This is a genomic window from Amycolatopsis sp. NBC_00348, assembly GCF_036114655.1.
In the GTDB taxonomy this organism is placed as follows: Bacteria; Actinomycetota; Actinomycetes; order Mycobacteriales; family Pseudonocardiaceae; genus Amycolatopsis.
In genome coordinates this window covers 9,774,337-9,795,923 of the sequence record NZ_CP107994.1, presented here as the reverse complement: position 1 = coordinate 9,795,923, position 21,587 = coordinate 9,774,337, and the positions used below count along the sequence as shown (strand labels likewise).

The following is a 21,587-nucleotide window of genomic DNA, read 5'->3' as shown; positions in this document are numbered from 1 at the left end:
GATCGGGACCATGTTCGACGAACTGGTGGCCGAAGCCGACGCGGTGTCCGTCGACGGCTGGGACTTCTCGTGGCTCGACGGCCGCGCGACCGAGCAACGCCCGTCGTGGGGCTACCAGCGGCTGCTGGGCGAACGCCTCGCCGACGTCCACGCGGCCCTCGACCTGGAAACCGGCGGCGGCGAAGTCCTCGACGGCTGCCCGGCGCTGCCGCCGCTGATGGCGGCGACGGAGTCCTGGCCGCCGAACGTCGCTGTCGCGTCGGAGTTGCTGCGGCCGCGCGGAGTCGTCGTGGTGGCGACTTCGGACGAACCGCCGCTGCCGTTCGCGGACGACCTGTTCGACCTCGTGTCCAGCCGCCACCCGGTCCGGACGTGGTGGGCCGAGATCGCCCGCGTGCTGCGCCCGGGCGGGACGTACTTCTCCCAGCAGGTCGGCCCGGCGAGCGTGTTCGAGCTGGTCGAGTACTTCCTCGGCCCGCAGCCGGCCGACGTCCGCGAGGGCCGCCACCCGGACCACGCCGTCGCCGCGGCTTCGGAGGCCGGTCTCGAGGTCGTCGACCTGCGCTCGGAGTCGCTGCGCACCGAGTTCCGCGACATCGGCGCGGTGGTCTACTTCCTGCGCAAGGTGATCTGGATGGTCCCGGGATTCACGGTCGAGCAGTACCGGCCGCGCCTGCGGGAGCTGCACGACCTGATCGAGCGCGACGGCCCGTTCGTCGCCCACACGACCCGGTTCCTCATCGAGGCCCGGAAGAACGAGGCCCGGAAGAACGAGGGTCGGAAGATCGAGGCTCGGAAGCCCTGACGATCGCCGCCTCGACGCCGTCGAGCAGCAGCTCCAGCCCCGCCTCGAACGACAACCGCGCCTCGCGCTCCAGGTAGGGCTCGCCGTCCGGGACCGCGGCCATGTCCGCGCCGAGGGCCGACACCGTCGGGAAGCGGGCCGGGAGGTCGGGGACCAGCTCGCCGAGCAACGCCGACCGGGCGTACCACCAGTCCTCTTCGGACTGCCCCGTCTCGCGCGACGCCTGACGCGACTCCGCCGCCGACTGGACCGAGCCGCGCACGACGTTGAACAGCGCCGACACCACCCAGCGCACGCGCGGCAGCGGAAGGCCCGTCTCCGCCAGGACGCGCAGCAGCGTCTCCTGCACGTGGAACTCCCCCGGCCCGAGCACCGGCCGCGCCGGGGAGACCTGCAGCAGCCACGGGTGACGCAGGTGCAGGTCCCACAGCTCGTCGGCCAGGGCCAGCGCCGCCGCCCGCCAGCCACTTGCCAGGTCGGGGTCCCCGGGCAGCTCGCCGAGCGTCCGGTCGTACATCAGGTCGACCAGCTCGGTCTTGCCCGGCACGTACGTGTAGAGCGCCATCGCCGTGCGGCCGAGCCGCTCCCCGACCGAGCGCATGGACAGTGCCGCCATGCCGTCGGCGTCGGCGATCCCGATCGCCGCGCCGACGATCGCCTCGACGCTCAGCCCCGGCTTGGGCCCGGGACCGGTGCGCGGGGCGCCGACGCGCGGGCCCCACAGCAGCTCCATGGACCGCCGGGCGTCGCCCTGACCGGCGAAGACGACCACCTTGCCGACTCCTTACAGCCTAAAGTATTGTTACCAGAGCAATCACCTTACAGCCTAAAGTATCAAGAAGGACGGTATGACCTCACCCAGGCGGGCCGCCGACACCCACGACGTGATCGAGGTCCGGGGGGCCCGGGAGAACAACCTGACCGGCATCGACCTGGACATCCCGAAACGCCGGCTGACGGTGTTCACGGGCGTGTCCGGCTCCGGCAAGTCGTCCCTCGTCTTCGGCACCATCGCGGCCGAGTCCCAGCGCATGATCAACGAGACCTACAGTGCCTTCCTCCAATCGTTCATGCCGAACCTCTCGCGCCCGGACGTCGACCTGCTGGAGAACCTGAGCGCCGCCATCGTCGTCGACCAGGAGCGGATGGGGGCCAACTCCCGCTCGACCGTCGGCACCGCGACCGACGCCCACACGATGCTGCGCATCGCCTTCTCCCGGCTCGGCGAACCGCACGTCGGCACGTCCGGCGCGTTCAGCTTCAACCTGCCCGAGGGCATGTGCCCGGTGTGCGAGGGCCTCGGCCGGGTGTCCGACCTCGACGTCCGCGCCCTGCTCGACTTCGACAAGTCCCTCAACGACGGCGCCATCCAGGTACCCGGCTTCACCCCGGACACCTGGTACGTCCAGACCTACCTCGCTTCCGGTTTCTACGACCCGGACGCCAAGATCCGGGACTACACCCCGCAGCAGCTCGACGACCTGCTGCACAGGGACTCCTGCAAGGTGAAGGTCGGCAAGACCAACGTCACCTACGAGGGCCTCGCGGTGAAGGTCAAGCGCCTCTACCTGCACAAGGACACCGAGTCGCTGCAGCCGCGCCTGCGCGGGTTCATCGAGAAGGCGGCGGCCTTCAGCACCTGCGCCACCTGCGGCGGCGCCCGGCTGAACCAGGCCGCGCTCTCGTCGACGATCGACGGCCGGAACATCGCCGACTGCTCGGCCATGCAGATCAGCGACCTCGCCGAGTTCGTCCGGAAGCTCGACGAGCCCTCGATCGCGCCGCTGCTGGGCAACCTGCGCGACACGCTCGACTCGCTGGTCGAGATCGGCCTCGGCTACCTCTCGCTGGACCGTGAGTCGGGCACGTTGTCCGGCGGCGAGGCGCAGCGCGTGAAGATGGTGCGCCACCTGGGTTCGAGCCTCACCGACGTCACGTACGTCTTCGACGAGCCGACCGTCGGCCTGCACCCGCACGACATCGAGCGGATGAACAACCTCCTTCTCTGCTTGCGGGACAAGGGGAACACGATCCTGGTCGTCGAGCACAAGCCGGAGACCATCGGGATCGCCGACCACGTCGTCGACCTCGGTCCCGGCGCGGGCAAGGCCGGCGGACGGCTCTGCTACACCGGCGACCTCGACGGCCTCCGCGCGTCCGGCACGCTCACCGGGCGCCACCTCGACCACCGCGTCACCGTGCGCCCGGAGGTCCGCGCGCCGGCCGGGCACCTCCGGATCACCGGCGCCAGCCTGCACAACCTGCGCGACGTCAGTGTCGACGTCCCGCTCGGCGTGCTGACCGTGGTCACCGGTGTCGCCGGGTCCGGGAAGTCGTCGCTGATCCACGGTTCCCTGGCCCACCGCGACGGTGTCGTGGTGGTCGACCAGTCGGCGATCCGCGGTTCGCGGCGGTCGAACCCGGCCACCTACACCGGCGTGCTCGACCCGATCCGGACGGCGTTCGCCAAGGCCAACGGGGTCAAGGCGAGCCTGTTCAGCGCCAACTCCGAAGGTGCCTGCCCGAAGTGCAAGGGCCTCGGGCTCGTCTACACGGACCTGGCGATGATGGCCGGCGTCGCGTCGGTCTGCGAGGAGTGCGAAGGCAAGCGCTTCACGCCCGACGTGCTGACGTACACCTTGCGGGGCAAGAACATCAGCGAGGTCCTGGCAATGCCGGTCAGCGAGGCGCGTGAGTTCTTCCCGTCCGGCAACGCGCGGGCGGTGCTGAACCGGCTCGCCGACGTCGGCCTCGGCTACCTGACGCTCGGGCAGCCGCTGACGACCCTGTCCGGCGGTGAGCGGCAACGGCTCAAGCTGGCGATCCGGATGGCCGAGCACGGCTCGACGTACATCCTCGACGAGCCGACGACCGGGCTGCACCTGGCCGACGTCGACCAGCTGCTCGCGCTGCTCGACCGGATCGTCGACGCGGGCAACACGGTGATCGTCATCGAGCACCACCAGGCCGTGATGGCCCACGCCGACTGGCTGATCGACCTCGGCCCCGGCGCCGGCCACGACGGCGGCCGCGTGGTCTTCGAGGGCACGCCGGCTTCGCTGGTCGCCGACGCCACCACCCTGACCGCCCGCCACCTGCGCGAGTACCTGGGGAAGCCGTGACGGGCCTGCTCGAAGTGACGGCGGTCCGCCGGGTGACCCCGCGCACGGTGCGCGTCACCTTCACCGGCGAGTACTTGGAGGCTTTGGAGGCGTGGCCGGACCAGCAGCTGAAGCTGATGTTCCCGCCGCCGGGACGCCCGGTGCGCCTGCCTTCCGCCGACGGCGACGTCATGCGCTGGTACCAGGCGTTCCTGGCGATCCCGGCCGAAGAGCGGCCGGTGATGCGCAGCTACACGGTGCGCGACCGGCGACCGGCGCTCGCCGAGATCGACGTCGACTTCGTCCTGCACGGCAACGCGGGCGGCCCGGCCACGAGCTGGGCCCGCACGGCGGCTCCGGGTGACGTCCTCGGCCGGTACGGCCCGGACGCGGCCTACCGCCGTCCGCTCCCCGTGGCCGACACGGTGCTGCTGGCCGGGGACGAGACGGCGATCCCCGCGGTCTCGTCCCTGTTGTCCGAAGTGGACAACGCGGTGGTGTTCCTGGAGGTCCCGGACGCGGCCGAGGAGCAACCGCTGCCCGGTGACGTCCACTGGCTGCACCGGGACGACGCCCCGCACGGGGCTGCGCTGCTGGACGCGGTGCGCGAGGCGAAGCTCGGCGACGGCTCGGTCTCGGCGTGGCTCGCCGGCGAGGCGGGGATGGTCCGGGCGCTGCGCCGGCACCTGGTGGGCGACCGCGGGCTCGGCAAGCGGGACATCGAGTTCACCGGTTACTGGCGCCGCAAGCTCACGCAGGACGACGCGCCCACGCCGGAAGATCTGGCGGACGCCGCCGAAAAGCTCGGCTAACGGGCTCGCGGGCGAAGCTGAACACTGCCCGGGTTTGCCGCAGTTCCCGCCCATCGCCAGAGGTGCGCGGCAGTTCTCGCACAACTGCGGCCGCCGGCCGGTTGTCTCCGCGCTACTCTGGAGGCGATCGACCGGCGGGCCGGGCTGGAACTGGCGCCACGACAGGACATCGACGCGCGTCTCACCGGCCACCTGACCGCGGATCTCGACGTCGGTCGGAGCGCGCCCTGACCGGGCGCGGTGCAGGAACCGGAACACGCGGCGGAGAATCGTTGTCGTCACGAATCCCACGTTACCGAACACGTGTGCGAACACCATCGCTAAACCGGGTGATCCTCGCGAACGCCGAGCACAGCGAGAATTCCGTTGCGGCGCAGGCGAATCAGCAGCTCAGGAGCGACGAGAAGCCCCCGAATTCCAGGCTACCGGTGAGCACCGACAGAACCGGAATCCGAGAGAGCCGGAATCCGCCAGAATCCTCACCACGTGACCGGCAGCGAATGGACGCCGTAGACCAGCATGTCGTTCTTGAACTCCAGTTCCTCGACCGGAACCGCCAGCCGCAGCGAGGGAATCCGGCGGTAGAGCGTGCCGTAGACCACCTGCAGCTCGACCCGGGCCAGCGTCTGGCCGAGGCACTGGTGCACGCCGTAGCCGAAGGCGACGTGGTGGCGGGCGCCGCGCGTGACGTCCAGCTCGTCCGGCGTCTCGAACACCGAGTCGTCGCGGTTCGCGATGTCCGAGGCGCCGATGATGCCGTCGCCGGCGTGGATGACCTGCCCGCCGAGCTCGAAGTCTTCGACGGCGACGCGGCGGCGGCCCGAGTGCGTGATGTTCAAGTACCGCAACAACTCTTCGACCGCGCTGCGCAGCAGTTCCGCGTCGCCGGACCGGACCAGCTCCAGCTGGGCCGGGTTCTCCAGCAGCGCCACCGTGCCGAGCGCGATCATGTTCGCCGTCGTCTCGTGGCCCGCCACCAGCAGCAACTGGCCCATCCCGGCGATCTGCTCGGCGGTCATCGTACCCAGCTGCGAGACCGCCAGGCGGCTCAGTACGTCGTCGCCCGGGGACGCCGCTTTCTTTTCCACCAAGCGGGAAAGGTAGGCGAGCAGCTCGTCGGTGGCCTTCACGGCCTCTTCGGGCGCCGCGTCCATCGAGATCATCACCTTCGTGATGTCCTGGAAGAACTCGCGCTCCTCGTACGGCACCCCGAGCAGCTCGCAGATCACCAGCGACGGCAGCGGCAGCGCGAACGCCGGCACGAGGTCGACCGGCTTCGGGCCCGCCAGGAGGTCGTCGATCAGGCCGTCGACGATCCGCTGGATCGCCGGACGCAGTGCCTCCATCTTCTTGACCAGGAAGTCGCCGGTCAGCAGCTTGCGCTGGGCCGCGTGCTCGGCGCCGTCCATGTTGATGAACGACTTGACGCGGTTGCGCCGCGCCGCCGACGCCGCACTCTGGTGCGGGTAGCCGGGCCGGTCGGAATCGGCGCTCACCCGCGGGTCGCGCAGGATCGTGCGCACGTCTTCGAAGCGCGTCACCAGCCACGGCGTGCTGCCGTTCCACAGCTTGACGCGGGAAACCGGTTCGTCACGCTGCAGTTCCCCGAGCTCGGCCGGCGGGTCGAAGGGACACCGCCGGGTCATCGGAAAAGCGGGCACACCGTCCGTCATGAGGACCTCCCGAAGCCGCCGCACAGTTCGACAAGAAATTACATAGCTATGCTAAGCATCTTGTCGCGACTCCGCCACACTCCGTTCAGGCGACAGCGGGAAGATCACACGAACACGAGCGACAACAGCTCGTCGACGAACGGCTCCACCAGCTCGGCCCCGGTCCGGTGCAGCACGCTGTGGAACAGTGCGACCCGTCCGTGCGCGCCGACGAACACCACCGCGGCCGCGCGACCCGGCGAAACCCGCAGTGGGTGGCCGGCTTCGACGCACCGCTCGAACGCCGCGGCCAGCCCGTCGATGACGTCCAGCAGCGGCCCTTCCGCGCGCGCGTCCGGATCGGGCCGGGACGCGCCGTTCGCGAGCATCAGCCGGTAATGTCCGGGATGGTTCATGGCGAACGCGCAGTAGGCGTGGATCTGCGCCCGCACCCGGCCGACGACGTCGGTCTCGCCGAGCGACTCCTCCGCCGCGCGCATCGAGTCGCGCAGCCGCGCGTATTCGTAGTCCAGCAGCCCCTGCACGAGTTCCGCGCGGTCGGCGAAGTGCTGGTAGATGCTGGCCGGGGCGATCCCGACCGCGCGGGCCACCCCGCGGATCGTCAGCCCGTCCTCGCCGCCGAGCTCGGCGAGCAGCCGGGCGGCGGCCGCGAGGATTTCCCCGCGCAGCCGATCCCCTTCGCCCCAACGATTCCTGGTACGGCCGATTCCCGCGTTGTCCGGCACCCGCCCATTCATACGCCGGTGGCCGCCGCGGCCGTGCTCCGGGGGTCCCGGAATGACCATGGCGGCCACTCGCCGTCCTAAGTGGACTCAGGCGGTCAGGCTCGGGTACAGCCCGGTCAGGTCGCCGGAAAGCCCGGCGCGCACCCCCCGGCTGACGTCGTCGGCGAGCACCTCGTAGCGGCCCTGTTCGACACCTTCGAGAGCGAGACCGGCCACGACCGCCGGGTCGATCTTCGGGCCGTCGACGTGCTTGGCCATGTCGGTGTCCATGTACCCGACGTGCAGCGCGGTCACCTGCGTCTTCTGCGACGCCAGTTCCAGGCGCAGCGCGTTGGTCAGCGACCAGGCCGCCGACTTCGCCGCGGAGTAGGCCGCGACCTGCGGCGAGGTGAACCAGGACAGCACCGAAAGGACGTTGAGCACGGCGCCGCCGCCGTTGCGCTCCAGGATCGGCGCGAACTCGCGCGTCACGGCCAGCGTGCCGAAGTAGTGCGTGTCCATCTCCAGCCGGATGTCCTCGAGGGACCCGCCGAGCACCGACGCCCCGGTGGACGAGCCGGCGTTGTTGACCAGCAGTGTGACGTCCCCGGCGATCGCGGCGGCGGCGCGGACCGACTCGGGGTCCGTGACGTCGAGCTGCAACGGGATCACTCCCGGCAGGTCCACCGACTCCGGGTTGCGCGCGGCCGCGTAGACCTTCGCCGCTCCCCGTTCGACGAGGGCGGCCGCGAACTGCCGGCCGAGCCCGCGGTTGGCCCCGGTGACCAGCGCCACCGCACCTGTGATCTCCATGTCGAGCTCCTCTCGCATCTGGCTTGCTCGTTGCAAGCTAGCTACCGGCGACCCTACGGCGTAAACTTGCTCCAAGCAAGCCAGCTCGAAGGGATCACACATGAGCCGTCGCATCACCTGGGAGGACGCCTCCTGCCCGATCGCCCGCGCCGCCGACGTCCTGGCCGAGCCGTGGACGCTGCTGATCCTGCGCAACGCCACGGCGGGCACGACCCGGTTCGAGGACTTCCGCAGCGAGCTCGGCATCGCCGACAACGTGCTGACGACCCGGCTCGGCAAGCTCGTCGACCGCGGGCTGCTGACGAAGCTCCCCTACCGCGACGGCGGCCGCACCCGGCACGAATACCGGCTCACGCAGGCCGGTTCGGACGCGTTGCCGGTGCTCCACGCCCTCGGCGCGTGGGGTGACGCCCACACCGATTCGGTGAGCGCGTACGGCCCGATGAAGCTCGTCCACACCGGCTGCGGGCAGCTCACCCGGCCGGGCCGAAACTGCGACAGCTGCGGAAAACCACTGGTCAGGGACGATCTGGCGTGGCGCGGCTCGTGGCTGAGCGAAGGTGAGATCCCGCTGGCCGAGCCGATCTCCTGAGCCCGGCGGGGCATCCTCGTATGCGTGGCAGCGCATGTCAACACTGCAAAATGGTTGGTAAATCACCACTAAACACGCAGTACGAAAGTCGGGTCACAAGCGGCGCCCGGATACGTAAATTCGGACCACAGCATACGCAAACCCGGCAAATTCCCCACAGCTGCCCTACCGCGAGGAGCCGTCCCGATGTCCAGGAAGTACTTGCTGCCCGGAGCCGCTGTCGCACTGGCGATGATCGCCACCCCGATGACCGCCGCCCCGGCCTTCGCGGCCCCGGCCCAGGCCGAAGCGGCCACGATCGTCTACTACGACACCTCGGACGCCCCCACCTTCCGCGCCCAGATCAACGCCGGCGCGGCGAACTGGAACGCGGCGGTGTCGAACGTCAAGCTGGAAGAAAGCTCCTCGGGCGCCACGCTGCACTACACCGAAGGCAACGACCCGCAGGGTTCGTACGCCCAGACCGACGGCCACGGCAGCGGCACCATCTTCATCGACTACACGCAGGCCGAGGAGTACAACCAGACCCGCATCACGGCCCACGAGACCGGTCACGCGCTGGGCCTGCCGGACCACTACGAAGGCCCGTGCACCGAGCTGATGTCCGGCGGTGGCCCCGGCCCGTCGTGCACCAACGCGAACCCGAACGCGGACGAGTCCGCCCAGGTGGAATCCCTGTGGGCCAGCGGTTTCCGCGCGGCGGCCGGCACGCCGACCCGCATCTACGAAGTGACGATGCCGGTCAAGTGACCCGCAGCTGACGTCGTCGGGGGAGGCCGCACCGGGTACGCCCGGTGCGGCCTTCGCACGTGACGGAAGGGTCGACACGCGTGATTGCGAAGCCGACACGCGTGATTGGCGGGTCGACACGGCGTTCAGAGGCGGGAGACCAGGCGGTCCCGGGCCACTTCCAGGTGGGCGGTCATCGCCTTGCGGGCGCCGGACGCGCTGCCCGCCACCAGGGCGTCCACGATCGTGCGGTGCTCGGCGATCGTCTGCTCGCCGAACGGCTGGTTGTAGTTCAGCCGGAAGAAGTGCAGGTGGCAGTGGGTGCGGGCGAACGCCTGCTCCACCGCGACGTTGCCGGCCAGGTGCAGGATCAGCTCGTGCAGCCGGGCGTCGTGCGCGGTCAGGGCCTTGTAGTCGCTGTACGCGTCGTCGACCGGGGCCGCCGGGCACGTCGCCAGCTCGGCTTCCAGCGCGGCGACACTCGCGTCCGACATCGCCGCCGCCGCCAGGGCCGCAGACGGCGGCTCCAGCAGCAGCCGCAGCGCGTACACGTCGTCGACTTCCTTGCGGTTCAGCAACTCCGTGACGCGGTAACCGCGCAACGGCAGCCGGCTGACCAGCTCCTCGGACTCCAGCCGCGCCAGTGCTTCGCGCACCGGCGTGCCGGAGACGCCGAGCTCGCGGGCGATCTCGTCGATGTTCACCCGCGCGCCCGGCTCGATGCCGTCGTTCATGATCAGCGCCCGGATCTGCTCGTAGACGCCGTCCGCCAGCACCTGCCGGTTCGGCAGTGCCTCGAGCCGTCGTCCGGAACTCACCCTGACTCCCTCATCGCTGGTGACTACAGGCTACTGCTTGCCCAGGATCTGGCTGCTCTTCCGCGCCATCTCGGCGAAGACGTCGTCGTCGCGCTGGTGCGCGAAGTACGCCTCGAACAGCGGCCGTTCTGCGTCCTGCAGCGCCGCGCCGTTGCCGTAGACGACGGCCGGGACGAGCGAGCCGTCCTTCATCATCGTGGTGAACACCGACAGGTCGACGCCCTGGCCCTTCATCGCCGCTGCCGCCGCGTCCATCGACGCCGGGATCGACGGGAAGAACGTACCGCTCGCGCCGGCGGCCGACTGGCAGTCCGGCGAACCCATGTACGAGACCCACTTCCAGGTCAGGTCCGGGTTCTTCGTGCCCGCCCGGATGTTGTTCCCGTTCGAATTGGACAGCAGCGCGCGCTTCCCGGACGGCCCGAGCACGGTGGGCGCGATGCCCACCTTGACGCCGGGCAGCTTCGCGAACGTGCCGGCCGTCCACGACCCCGCCGTCTCCATCGCCACCTTGCCCGAGCCGATCAGGTCGGTGTCGCTGATCGTCGCCTGACCGCCGGTGGTGAACGTGCCGATCTTCGGGGAGAACCCGCGGTCGGCCAGTGAGCGCACCCAGTTCATCGTCTTGGCGAACACCGGGTCGTCGTAGCCGAACTTCGTCGGCCACGTCTGCTTGTCGGCCAGGCGCCAGCCGGTGGTCATCGCGAACGAGCTCCACGTCGACTCGCCGATGAAGTCCCGCGAGGCGAGCTGGCCGGTGCCGAAGGTGGCGACGTGGTCCTTGTCGAAGCCGGGCTGGTCGCCGCGGACGCCGTTCTTGTCGACGCTCAGGTGCTCCGCGACCTTCTCGAACGTCCCGCCGTCGTCGGGGTTCCAGGTCAGCTTCGCCAGGTCGGCAGGGGTGTAACCGGCCTTCGTGATGGTGTCGACGTTGTAGTAGATCCCGGTCGCGGACCAGTCGAGCGGCAGCGCGTACTGCTTGCCGTCGGTGAACTTCCACGAGTCGACGCCGACGGAGAACCGCTTCAGGTCGAACTTGTCGCGGGCGACGAGGTCGTCCAGCGGCAGCAGCTGGTGCTGCGCGGCGTAGGCCTGGAAGTACTGGACGCTGTTCTGGAACGCGTCGGGCGCGGTGCCCGCGACGAACCCGGCGGTCAGCTTGGTGAAGTAGTCGTCCACGTTGTACTGCGTGATCTTCACCGTGGTGCCGGGGTTGGCCTTCTCGAAGGCGGACGCGCAGCTCTGGTAGGCCGCCGCCTGCTTGTCGTCCCAGGTCCACCAGTTGACGGTGTTCCCGTTGCCACTCGCCGAGCCGCCACCGCAGGCGGCCACCAGCGCACCCAGCGTCGCCACCAGGCCGATCGCCAAAGTTCTCATCAGATCACTCCATTGTGGATGGTCATGGCCGCAGGATCGGCCGGAACCCTTCGAGTACCGCCTGGACGTCGTCCGCGCCGCCGGCGTCGTGGCCGTTGTATTCCCAGACGCCGATCTGCTTCGGGCCCTTGTAGGCGTGGTAGGCGCCGAACACCGTGGACGGCGGCACGATCCCGTCCATCAGCCCGGCGGAGAACCAGGCGGGCGCGGTGGCGCGGGCCGCGAAGCCGACGCCGTCGAAGTAGGACAGCACCTCGAACGTCCGCGCGACGGCGTCCCGCTTGTCGGCCAGGTACCGCGTCAGCTCGACGTACGGCCGCTCCCCCGCGATCAGGCTGGCGCGGCGGAAATCGCAGAGGAACGGGGCTTGGGCGTGCAGCGCGGCGACGTCCGGCACCAGCGCCGCCGTGGCCAGCGCGATGCCGCCGCCCTGGCTGTTGCCGAGCACCGCGACCCGCGCCGGGTCGACGGCGTCGAGCGCGCGCACGGCGTCCACCGCGCGGGCCGCGTCGGCGAAGATCCGCCGGTAGACGTAGGTTTCGCGGCTGTCGATGCCGCGCGTCAGGTGACCGGGGTACGCGGGTCCGCTGCCGACCGGGTCGAGGGTCACGCCGCCCTGGCCGCGGACGTCGACCTGCAGGTGCGCGTACCCGGCGGACGCCCATGTCAGCTCCTGCAGCGCGCTCCCCCGGCTGCCGCCGTACCCGTGGAACTGGACGATCGCGGGCCGTGGGCCGTCGAGGCCGCGCGGCAGCCGCAGCCAGGCGCGGACCGGGTGGCCGCCGAAGCCGGCGAACGTCACGTCGAAGACGTCGAGGGTCCGCAACGGCGTCTCGACCGGTGTGACTTCCAGGGCCAGGTCGTGGTCGCGGGCGTCGTCGAGGGTCGACGTCCAGAACTCGTCGAAGTCGGCGGGGGCGGCGTAGTCGCTGCGGTACTCCCACAGCGCGGCGAGGCCGAGGTCGGTGAGCATCAGAGTCCTTTCAGGACGGTGGACTCGCCGGCCCGCAGCCGCAGCTCGGTCCCCCGGCCGCGGTAGCGCACGCGCACCACGTCGGCCGGGTCGCCGGACAGCCGCCGCAGCACGGCGTAGACCAGCTCACCTTCGCGCCATTCGAGGTCCACCGCGAGCCCACCGCGGCAGCGCAGCCCCCGCGCCTCGCCGTTCGCCCACTCCGCGGGCACGGCGGGAAGCAGCGTGACGACGTCGTTCCGGCTCTGCAGCACCAGTTCCGCGAGCCCGGCGGGGAAGCCGTAGGTGCCGTCGATCTGGAACGGCGGGTGCGTGCTGAACAGGTTGGGCAGCAGCCCGCCCCACTCGGAGCCGTCGACCGGCGCGTCGCGGTGCCGATCGCCGGTGAAGGGCTGCGACGCCTCGCCGAGCAGCTTCCGGGCGGTCTCGCCGTCGCCGAGCCGCGCGCGCAACGCGATCTTCCAGGCCCACGACCAGCCCATCGCGCCTGGTCCGCGGCGTTCGAGCAGGGCTCGTGCGGCGGCTGCGAGGTGCGGCGTCGCGACGGCGTCGATCTGCCCGAGCGGGTAGAGCGCGACCATCTGGGACATGTGCCGGTGCGCCGGATCGTCCTCCGGGAAGTCCTCGGCCCACTCCTGCAGCCAGCCGCCTTCCGTGATCGCCAGCGGACGCAGGCGGGGCAGCGCGAGGGCGATCTCGGCGCACAACGGATCGTGGACGTCGAGCGCGTCCGCCGCGGCGAGGCAACGCTCGAACACCGCGCGGATCAGCGCGATGTCCATCGTCACCGAGTACGTCAGCGACTCCTTTGTCCCGGCTTCGGACCGGAAGAGGTTCTCCGGGGACGTCGACGGGCACGTCTCCAGGAAGCCGTCTCGTTCGACCAGCCAGTCCAGGCAGAACTCGGCGCACCCGCGCAGCAACGGCCACGCCGTCTTCTCGAGGAAGGCGCGGTCGCGGGTGAAGTCCCAGTGCTCCCAGGCGTGCTGGACCAGCCACGCGCCGCCCATCTGCCAGAGCGCCCACGACGGGTTGCCGTGCCCCATCCCGGCCGGCAGCGCCCAGCCCCACGGGTCGGTGTTGTGGTGGGTGACCCAGCCGCGGGCGCCGTACAGCTCGCGCGCGACGTCGGCGCCGGTGACCGCGAGCTTGCCGAGCAGGTCGAACAGCGGGAGGTGGCACTCGCCGAGCCCGGTCGTCTCGGCGGCCCAGTAGTTCATCTGGGTGTTGATGTTGACGGTGTAGTTGGCCGACCAGGCCGGGCGGAGGTCGTCGTTCCAGATGCCCTGCAGGTTCGCCGGCGGCGCGCCGGGCCGGGACGCGCTCGCCAGCAGGTAGCGGCCGTACTGGAAGAGGACGGTGGCGGTGAGCTGCTCGTCCGTTCCGGACAGCAGTTCGGCGACGTCGTGGGTGCCGCCGCGACGGTCGCCGATCCTGAGCGAGGACGCGCTCAGCAAGGGCCGCAGGTCGGCTTCGTGCGCGCGTCGCAGCTCCGCCGTCCCGGTCTTGATGGCCTGCTCGGCGAGGACCGCGGCGCGTCGACGGTGCTCGTCGCGAGTGTGCTGGCGGTCGCCGATCCAGGCGTCGTACGCGCTGGTCGAGCTGGTCAGGGTGATCAGGACCTGGGTGCGGGTGTGGCTGACGCGGACGGCGACCGCGGCGAAGGGGTCGTAGCCGTCCGCGGTGCCGTACCGCAGCGGCTCTTCCACCTGCGGTTCGTGCCGCGGCGCGCCGTCGACCGGGATCTCGATGCCCAGGTCCAGGCCATCTCGCGAGACCTCCCGCAGCCGTGTCGACACATCGACGTCGACGTCCAGGGGCCCGGACGACGTCAGCGCGACGCACAGCGCCTGCGCGGGACGGCTCACCCAAGTCGTCCGCTCGACGTCGTGACCGCCGATGGTGAGCCGTTCGGTCGCGACGCCGTTGTCGAGGTTGAGCGTCCGGCCGTGGGAGGTGCCTTCGGGCAGCGTCAGCCAGAGGTCCACATAAGGCAGGAATTCCTGGCTGTACGGCCCTTCGAACGCCATCAGGAGGTCTTCGGCTCGCCGGAAGTCCTTCGCGAACACGGCTTCGCGCACCTCGGCGAGCTGGTCCGGTCCAGCGTCGATGTCCTTCAAAGCAGACGCGGGACCATTCGGCGTGCCGGACCAGACCGTGGCGTCGTTGACCTGGATCCGCGTGCGGCCGGCGCCGCCGAAGACCATCGCGCCGAGCCGGCCGTTGCCGATCGGCATGGCCTCGGTCCATTCCGCGGCCGGGTGTGGCCAGGAGAGCAGGAGATCCGTCATTTCAACCCCGTGAAGCCGATGGAATTGACCAAGCGGCGGCCGAACGCCACGAACAGCAGGAGCATCGGGAGCGCGGCGACGAGCGTGGCGGCCATCAGGCCGGCCCAGTCCAGGGCCGCCTGCGGCGACGACTGCTTGAACACCGCGAGCGCCAAGGTCAGCGGGCGGACGGTGTCGTCGTTGGTGACCAGCAGCGGCCACAGGTAGTCGTTCCAGGTGTTGATGAACGTCAGCAGGCCCAGGGTCGCAATCGGGGCGGCGCTCATCGGGAGCACGATCCGGAAGCAGACGCGCAGCGGGCCGGCGCCGTCGATGATCGCGGCTTCCTCGATCTCGGTGCTGAGGCCGAGCATGAACTGGCGCAGGAAGAAGATGTTGAACGCGGAGAAGAACGCCGTCGGCAGGATCATCCCGCCGAAGCTGTTGAGCAGACCGAGGTCCTTGATCAGCACGAAGTTCGGCAGCAGCGTCAGCACCTGCGGCACCATCAACGCGGTCAGCAGCACCGCGAACAGCGCGTTGCGCCCCTTCCACCGCAGCCGCGAGAACGCGAACGCGGCCAGCGCGGAGAAGAACACCGTGCAGACGGTGAGCAGCACCGCGTAGACGATCGAGTTCCGCAGCGCCGACAGCAGGTCGATCGACGCGGCCGACCCGCCCTGCGCGGCGGCTTCGGCCGGGGACGCCAGGCCGAGCGTGCGTTTGAACGCGCCCAGCGTGAAGTCGACCGGGACCAGTGAAGACGGGTCCGTCGCCATCGCGTAGTTGTTCGACAGCGCCGTCCGGACGATCCAGTAGAACGGGAAGATCGTCACCACCAGGACGATCACGAGGTACGCCCAGGCGACGACCCGGCCCGGGGAGAACCGTCTGCGCACGACCACTCCTAGTCGGTGTCGGACTCGCCGGCGCGAGCCATCCGGAGCTGGGCGAAGGTGACGGCGGCCAGCAGCACGAACAGCGCGAGCGACATGGTCGCGGCGTACCCGAAGTCGAACTGGCCGAACGCCTTGTCGTAGATGTACATCTGCAGCACCTTCGACGCGTCCGCCGGACCGCCCTTGGTCGTCACCTGCACGATGTCGAAGATCTGGAACGAGCTGATCACCGTCAGCACCACGACCATCACCAGGATCGGCCGCAGCAGCGGCACGGTGAGCCGGCGGAACATCTGCAGCTCGCTCGCGCCGTCGATCCGGCCGGCCTCGTAGATCGTCGCCGGGATGGTCTGCAGCCCGGCGAAGATCAGGACCGCGTTGTAGCCCATGGACTTCCAGACGTTGAGCCCGGCCAGCGTCGGCACCGCCCAGCCGCCCGAGCCGAAGAACAGCACCGGCTCGCCGGTGAGCTTCGTGATGACGACGTTGACGATGCCGAGCTGCGGGTCGAGCATCCACGACCAGACCAGCGCGGTGACGACGCCGGAGATGAGGAACGGCAGGACCATCAGCCCGCGGACGGTGGCCGACACCGCGAGCCGGTGCAGGATCACCGCCGTCACCAGGGAAACCAGGATGCCCAGCACCACCGAGACCGTCACGAAGTAGATCGTGACGACCAGCGAGTGCCAGAACGTGGCGTCCCCGAAGAGTTCCCGGAAGTTGCCCAGGCCGATCCAGCGCGGCTCGGACAGGACGTGGAACTCGGTGAAGCTCAGGTACAGCCCGCGCAGGGTCGGGTAGGCGAAGAACACGGCGAACCCGGCGAGCGCGGGGCTGATGAGCAGCCACGCGATCGGCGCGTCCCGCCGGTGGGCGACCGACCCCACTAGACGGTGATCTTGTCGACGTCGTAGACGTACCCGGCCTGGTTGCCGATCTGGACCGTGTTGGCCCCGGCCTGGAGCCAGACCTGGACGGTCGTGCTCTGCGGCGTGTTCCAGTCGTCGTCGTTGCTCCCGGCGACGGGCAGCGGGAACGACGTCCCGTTGATCGTCACGATGCCGGTCCGGCTGGAGTCGGCGTCCACATAGGACAGCTGCAACAGGTAGACGCCGACCTTGGGCACGGTCACCGCCGGCAGCACGACGTAGCCGCTGCCGCCGAGGTAGCCGACCTTCTTGCCGCCCGAGCACGCGCAGTCGTAGACGGTCGCGCCGCCCTGTGGGGTGCCGTTCTCCGCCTCGTACGTCTTCGGGCCGTCGGCTGCCGGTGTCGTCAGGGAGAACTTCTGGCTCGGCGCGGACGGGCGGCCGTTCCGCTGGTTCGCGACAACCGTGAAGTCGTACGCGGTCGAGGGTTTGAGCCCGGTGACGGTCGCGTTGGCGGTGTTGGTGGACGTCATTTTGTGACCGTTCGCGAAGACGTCGTAGTTCTGCGCGCCCTTCGACGCGTCCCAGGCCAGCGAGACACCGGTGCCGGTGACGCCGGTGGCGCGCACGACACCCGGCGCCTGCAGCGTGTCGCGGTCGCGCGGGGTGACCTTCAGCAGGCGCGAGCCGTGCACCGGCAGGTCGGCGGAAGCGGTGCTTTCCCGGTGGGACCAGAGGTCGCGGATCCGGACCGGGCCGGTGATGCCGAGCTGCGCGAGGTCCGCGGTGACGCGGGCGGGCGTCGCGGCGAGGTTGAACAGGGCGACGGTGTAGCTGCCGTCGGCGTTGCGGTTCGACCAGACCTGCTGGTCGCTGGTCTGGCTCACCGGCTTGGCGGGAATCCCGGCCTGGTTGACGGCGATGACCTCGTCGTTGGTCAGGAGCTTGACGCCGTAGTCGTCGAGCTGGGTCAGGTCGTCGCCGATGTAGAGCGGCGCGGCCTCGATCGCCCAGAGCGTCATGTAGCTCTGGCGCTCGGCCTCGGTGAGGCCGTCCATCTTTCCGCTGCCGACGTCGAGGGAGTCGAGGTTGTTCCAGTGCCCGGGGCCGGCGTCGGGGATCCACTGCACGACGTCGTTCCAGCGCTGCTTGACCGAGTTGTTCCAGGTCACGAGGGTGTCGCAGTAGCACTCGACGTCCGTGTCGACGCGCCAGCCGTTGGTGTTGGCCTTCCAGACGCCGGCCTGGCGGTGGCTCAGCGCCCAGGAGACGACGAACTCCATCGGGCGGCCCGTCTTGGCGATGGCTTTGTGCCACGCCTCGACGTCGGTGGTGTTGGTGTAGTTCGGGCCGCCCTTGAAGGAACCGGGACCGACGCCGTCGAGCTTGAGGAAGTCGACGCCCCAGCCGGCCAGCAGCTGCGCCACGGAGTCCACGTAGGACTGGGCGCACGGGTTCGTGAAGTCGATCTTGTAGGCGGAGTCCCAGCCGTTGGTCTTGCGCAGGTCGGGGTAGACGAGGTCTTTGGTGTGGCAGTTCGTGGTGCCCGCGATCGGCGAGTTGCCGTCGTTGTAGGCCTTGAGGTCGAGGCCGACCGCCAGGTACGAGCCGAGCTTGAGGCCCTTCTTGTGGACGTAGTCGGCGACGTACTTCATGCCGTCCGGGAACGTCGCCGGGTTGGCCACTGGGCGGGCGTACTGGTCGAAGGCGTTGGACCAGCCGGCGTCGATGTTGACGTACTCGTAGCCGTGCTGCTTGAACTTCGCCGCGAGGACGTCGGCCTGCTGCAGGACGTGCTTTTCGGTGAGCCAGCTGGCCGAGCCGGTCGGATTGACGCCGGGGTAGTTCGTCGACTCGAGGCTCCAGCTGCTCCAGCCCAGGTACGGCTTCTGGGCGAGCGGCTGCTGCCGGTTCTCCGGGGCCGCTTGGGCCGCTTGGGCCGCTGCCGGCGCCGTGAGCAGGCCCGCGAGCACCGTCAAGCCGCCGAGGACACCCAGGGCCCGGCTGACACGGGAGGCTGCCATTGACCACTCCTTCGAGGTCGGGGTAACTACGTCAGACATCGGAGGACCACGGCCCGCATTGCAAGAACCATGGATCCTATAGGATCGACGACTGGAGATTCTGACTGCACAGGCCCGATGCTGTCAACGCTTGCGCGCGACCAAAGATCTGATGAATCGGAAGTTGTCGGGGGTGGCGGTTAGGTTCGAGGCATGTTGACCACGCTGGCTGTCGAGAACTACCGCTCGCTGCGCGACCTGGTGCTGCCGCTGTCCGGGCTGACCGTCGTCACCGGGCCGAACGGCAGCGGCAAGTCGAGCCTGTACCGGGCGCTGCGGCTGCTGGCGGACGCGTCCCGCAACGGCGCCGTGGCGGCGCTGGCCCACGAGGGCGGGCTGCCGTCGACGTTGTGGGCCGGCCCGGAGACGATCGGGCGGTCGGTGCGCGAGGGGCGCACACCGGTCCAGGGCACGGTGCGGACGAAGGCCCGCGGCCTGCGGCTGGGGTTCGCGGGCGACGAGTACGGCTACGCGCTCGACCTCGGCCTGCCGCAGCCCCTGGACACGATGTTCAACCGCGACCCGGAGTTCAAGCGCGAGGCGGTGTGGTCCGGCCCGGTGCTCCGCCCGTCGGCGTTGCTGGCCGACCGCGCGGGCCCGGCGGTCCGCACGCGAGTGGCGTCCGGCGGCTGGGGCGAGGACGTCCACAAGATCCGGTTGACGGACAGCATGCTGAGCGAGTTCGCCGACCCGAGGGCGTGCCCGGAGCTGCTGGTGGTCCGCGAGCGCATCCGCGGCTGGCGGTTCTACGACCACTTCCGCACGGACGCGGCGGCTCCGGCCCGCCAGTCCCAGATCGGCACCCGCACCCCGGTCCTGTCCCACGACGGCGCCGACCTGGCGGCGGCCCTGCGCACGATCATCGAGATAGGCCGCGCTTCGGAGCTGGACGCGGTGGTGGACCAGGCGTTCCCGGGATCACGCCTGGAGGTGGTGGCACCGGAGGGCCGGTTCACGGTCCGCTTCCACCAGCACGGCCTGCTGCGTCCGTTGGAAACCGCCGAGCTGTCGGACGGGACTCTACGGTTCCTGCTGTGGGTGGCGGCGCTGCTTTCGCCGCGTCCCCCGGAGCTGCTGGTGCTGAACGAGCCGGAGACCAGCCTGCACCCGGACCTGTTGCCGGCGTTGGCATCGCTGATCGCCGTCGCGGCGAAGGAGACCCAGGTGGTGGTGGTCTCGCACGCGCAGCCGCTGATCAGGGCGCTGTCGGAGATCGCGGAGGTGGGAGAAGTGGAGCTGGAGAAGGAGTACGGCGAGACGAAGCTCGTCGGCCAGGGACGGCTGGACCGCCCGTCGTGGCACTGGCCGGCCCGCTGAGGGCTGTCCCCAGCGGGTGGGCTCGCGTACCGGGAGGGTCGGCTCACGTACCGGAAGAGTCGGCTCACGTACCCGAAGAGTCGGCTCGCGTGCCCAGAGGGTCGGCTCGTGAGCTGACTGCCCAGGTACGCGAACCGACTGCCTGGGTACGCGAGATGACCGTCGGGGTACGGGTCCAATGGCCCTGGCTCTCCGGGCGAGCTGGGCACATGGTGAGTGGAACGTCCGCCCTGCCCGAAAGATCCCGATCATGCGCCACTTCACCGCCGCCGGAGTGCTGGTCGTCGCCGTGTTGACGGCCGCCTGCTCGCCGACCCCCGCCGCGCAGCAGCCTCAGCCGGTGCCGACCACGGTCACGGCCGAGCCGGTGACCGTCACGGAGACCGTGGTGACCACGGTGACCAACGTGGTCACCACGACCACCACCGCCCCGGCACGGAAAGCCGCGACCACCCGGCCCAAAGCCGAGGACTGCGCGACCGGCGGCTGCTTGAACGCCGCACGTGGCATGTCCCAAGCGGATGTCGAACGCGAACGCGACGCCTGGCTCGCGAAGCACCCGGGCTGGTGCGCGGCCGGCACGACCGGAGCCGTCGCACCCTGCTGAGCGTCAGCGGCCCTTGGTGCTTTCGCGGATCTCCAGAGCGAATGGTGTCTGGACGTCCTGTGGTGGCGCCGACTTCTCCCCCGTGATGCGGCGGTGCACCAGGTCGATCGCCGCTTCTGCCAACGCCGTCTTGTCCGGGGCGATCGTCGTCAGCGCCGGTAGGGAGAACGCGCTCTCCTCGTTGTTGTCGAAGCCCACGATCGCGACGTCCTCGGGTACCCGGAGTCCCAGCTCCGCCACCGCCCGCAGTGCGCCGATCGCCAGCAGGTCGTTGAAACAAAAGACCGCATCAGGCCGCGACGGCAACGCCAGCAGCGACTTCATCGCCGCCGCTCCGTAACCTCGGTGCCACTTCTCGGCCGGCGCCACCAGGGAGTCCGAATAGGACAGTCCCGCGTCGGTCAGCGCGGAGCGGTAGCCCGCCAGGCGCTGGGACGACGTCCCGCGCGCCGGGTTGCGGCCGATCGCCGCGATGCGGGTGCGGCCTAGGGAGGCCAGGTGGGACACGGCCATGTGCGCGGCCAGGACGTTGTCTATCGCGACGTGATCGATGGGGACGTCGACCGCGTGCTCGCCCAGCATCACCAGGGGGATGCCGCCCGGGTCGTCCGGAAAATCCGCGGCCTCCAGCGCCTCCGGGTGGACCAGCGCGCCGTCGACCAGGTGGGGGCCCAGCGACGACAGCGTCTTGCGCTCGCGCTCGCGCGTGCCCTGGGTCTGTTCGATCAAGACACTCCAGCCGCGTTTCTGGGCCGCCGTGATGACCAGGCCGGCGAGTTCGCCGAAGTACGGGATGGACAGCTCCGGCACCATCAGCGCCAGGAACCCGGTGCGGCCGCGACGCAGGTTGCGGGCCCCCACGTTCGGCCGGTAACCGGTCGCCGCCAGGGCTTCTTCGACGCGCCGGCGGTTCTCCGGCTTGACGAAGGCATAGCCGTTCACCACGTTCGACACCGTCTTCACCGACACTCCGGCGAGCGTGGCGACGTCCTTGAGCGTCACGGTCACGGGCGATCCCTTCACATCGGCGTGAGCCAGAGCATAGCGACAATTTGCCGGTTTACAACGTTGTTCCAACGATGTAAAAAGTACCTCAAGGCTCCCGCGGTGACTCCGATCACCCCGGTGAGCGGGCCACCACCGTCGCTGCCCGAGGAGTCGC

19 protein-coding genes are annotated in these 21,587 nt (G+C 70.0%); 7 read left to right on the top strand and 12 right to left on the bottom strand.

What is annotated here, in order from left to right; genetic code table 11:
* Nucleotides 1-10 precede the first annotated feature (10 nt).
* Nucleotides 11-805: a methyltransferase domain-containing protein gene (locus OHS58_RS44245; protein WP_326955682.1), complete on the top strand. Its 795-nt coding sequence runs from the start codon at nt 11-13 to the stop codon at nt 803-805.
* On the opposite strand, the gene OHS58_RS44240 is transcribed toward OHS58_RS44245, so the two are convergent.
* Nucleotides 738-1,577 carry a TetR/AcrR family transcriptional regulator C-terminal domain-containing protein gene (locus OHS58_RS44240; RefSeq protein WP_328646243.1) on the bottom strand — a complete coding sequence of 280 codons (840 nt, stop codon included), beginning with the start codon at nt 1,575-1,577 and terminating at the stop codon, nt 738-740. The genes OHS58_RS44245 and OHS58_RS44240 overlap by 68 nt on opposite strands.
* Nucleotides 1,578-1,653: 76 nt before the next feature.
* On the opposite strand from OHS58_RS44240, the gene OHS58_RS44235 reads away from it, so the two are divergent.
* Both OHS58_RS44235 and OHS58_RS44230 read left to right on the top strand, forming a co-directional pair.
* On the top strand, nt 1,654-3,927 hold the full coding sequence (locus OHS58_RS44235; protein ID WP_328646242.1) for an excinuclease ABC subunit UvrA: 2,274 nt from the start codon (nt 1,654-1,656) through the stop codon (nt 3,925-3,927).
* Nucleotides 3,924-4,718 carry a siderophore-interacting protein gene (locus OHS58_RS44230; RefSeq protein WP_328646241.1) on the top strand — a complete coding sequence of 265 codons (795 nt, stop codon included), beginning with the start codon at nt 3,924-3,926 and terminating at the stop codon, nt 4,716-4,718. The genes OHS58_RS44235 and OHS58_RS44230 overlap by 4 nt, the downstream gene beginning before the upstream one ends.
* Before the next feature lie 479 nt (nt 4,719-5,197).
* Here OHS58_RS44230 and OHS58_RS44225 read toward each other — a convergent pair whose 3' ends face one another.
* From OHS58_RS44225 to OHS58_RS44215, 3 genes are all read right to left on the bottom strand, one after another.
* Nucleotides 5,198-6,391: a cytochrome P450 gene (locus OHS58_RS44225; protein ID WP_328646240.1), complete on the bottom strand. Its 1,194-nt coding sequence runs from the start codon at nt 6,389-6,391 to the stop codon at nt 5,198-5,200.
* A gap of 104 nt (nt 6,392-6,495) precedes the next feature.
* Nucleotides 6,496-7,059 carry a TetR/AcrR family transcriptional regulator gene (locus OHS58_RS44220; RefSeq protein ID WP_328649955.1) on the bottom strand — a complete coding sequence of 188 codons (564 nt, stop codon included), beginning with the start codon at nt 7,057-7,059 and terminating at the stop codon, nt 6,496-6,498.
* 144 nt (nt 7,060-7,203) lie between these two features.
* Entirely contained in the window at nt 7,204-7,908 is a 705-nt protein-coding gene (locus OHS58_RS44215; RefSeq protein WP_328646239.1) for an SDR family oxidoreductase, read from the bottom strand.
* 100 nt (nt 7,909-8,008) lie between these two features.
* Here OHS58_RS44215 and OHS58_RS44210 point away from each other — a divergent pair, with 100 nt between their 5' ends.
* Both OHS58_RS44210 and OHS58_RS44205 read left to right on the top strand, forming a co-directional pair.
* Complete coding sequence (locus OHS58_RS44210; RefSeq protein WP_328646238.1) at nt 8,009-8,500, top strand: winged helix-turn-helix transcriptional regulator; 492 nt, start codon at nt 8,009-8,011, stop codon at nt 8,498-8,500.
* Between the two features lie 186 nt (nt 8,501-8,686).
* Nucleotides 8,687-9,250 carry a snapalysin family zinc-dependent metalloprotease gene (locus OHS58_RS44205; RefSeq protein WP_326955688.1) on the top strand — a complete coding sequence of 188 codons (564 nt, stop codon included), beginning with the start codon at nt 8,687-8,689 and terminating at the stop codon, nt 9,248-9,250.
* Nucleotides 9,251-9,375: 125 nt separating this feature from the next.
* Here the strand turns inward: OHS58_RS44205 and OHS58_RS44200 are convergent, their stop codons facing one another.
* Genes OHS58_RS44200 through OHS58_RS44170 form a run of 7 tightly spaced genes read right to left on the bottom strand, consistent with a single transcriptional unit; the run spans nt 9,376 to nt 18,462 of the window.
* Nucleotides 9,376-10,047, bottom strand: coding sequence for a GntR family transcriptional regulator (locus OHS58_RS44200; protein WP_328646237.1), 672 nt, complete (start codon nt 10,045-10,047; stop codon nt 9,376-9,378).
* Nucleotides 10,048-10,077: 30 nt separating this feature from the next.
* A complete protein-coding gene (locus tag OHS58_RS44195) occupies nt 10,078-11,424 on the bottom strand; it encodes an ABC transporter substrate-binding protein (RefSeq protein ID WP_328646236.1) in 1,347 nt (448 codons plus the stop codon).
* Between the two features lie 22 nt (nt 11,425-11,446).
* Nucleotides 11,447-12,397 carry an acetylxylan esterase gene (locus OHS58_RS44190; protein ID WP_328646235.1) on the bottom strand — a complete coding sequence of 317 codons (951 nt, stop codon included), beginning with the start codon at nt 12,395-12,397 and terminating at the stop codon, nt 11,447-11,449.
* Nucleotides 12,397-14,688, bottom strand: coding sequence for a glycosyl hydrolase family 95 catalytic domain-containing protein (locus tag OHS58_RS44185; RefSeq protein ID WP_328646234.1), 2,292 nt, complete (start codon nt 14,686-14,688; stop codon nt 12,397-12,399). Before OHS58_RS44185 ends, OHS58_RS44190 begins: the two co-directional genes overlap by 1 nt.
* Nucleotides 14,685-15,566 carry a carbohydrate ABC transporter permease gene (locus OHS58_RS44180; RefSeq protein ID WP_328646233.1) on the bottom strand — a complete coding sequence of 294 codons (882 nt, stop codon included), beginning with the start codon at nt 15,564-15,566 and terminating at the stop codon, nt 14,685-14,687. Before OHS58_RS44180 ends, OHS58_RS44185 begins: the two co-directional genes overlap by 4 nt.
* A gap of 8 nt (nt 15,567-15,574) precedes the next feature.
* Nucleotides 15,575-16,456: a carbohydrate ABC transporter permease gene (locus tag OHS58_RS44175; RefSeq protein WP_328646232.1), complete on the bottom strand. Its 882-nt coding sequence runs from the start codon at nt 16,454-16,456 to the stop codon at nt 15,575-15,577.
* Nucleotides 16,456-18,462, bottom strand: a complete 2,007-nt coding sequence (locus tag OHS58_RS44170; RefSeq protein ID WP_328646231.1) for a fibronectin type III domain-containing protein — start codon at nt 18,460-18,462, stop codon at nt 16,456-16,458. The genes OHS58_RS44175 and OHS58_RS44170 overlap by 1 nt, the downstream gene beginning before the upstream one ends.
* A 192-nt stretch (nt 18,463-18,654) precedes the next feature.
* Between OHS58_RS44170 and OHS58_RS44165 the strand changes: the two genes are divergently transcribed.
* Together OHS58_RS44165 and OHS58_RS44160 are read left to right on the top strand one after the other, a co-directional pair.
* On the top strand, nt 18,655-19,818 hold the full coding sequence (locus tag OHS58_RS44165) for an AAA family ATPase (protein WP_328646230.1): 1,164 nt from the start codon (nt 18,655-18,657) through the stop codon (nt 19,816-19,818).
* Between the two features lie 250 nt (nt 19,819-20,068).
* Nucleotides 20,069-20,425: a hypothetical protein gene (locus OHS58_RS44160; protein ID WP_328646229.1), complete on the top strand. Its 357-nt coding sequence runs from the start codon at nt 20,069-20,071 to the stop codon at nt 20,423-20,425.
* 3 nt (nt 20,426-20,428) lie between these two features.
* On the opposite strand, the gene OHS58_RS44155 is transcribed toward OHS58_RS44160, so the two are convergent.
* A complete protein-coding gene (locus OHS58_RS44155) occupies nt 20,429-21,433 on the bottom strand; it encodes a LacI family DNA-binding transcriptional regulator (protein ID WP_328646228.1) in 1,005 nt (334 codons plus the stop codon).
* Between the last annotated feature and the right edge of the window lie 154 nt (nt 21,434-21,587).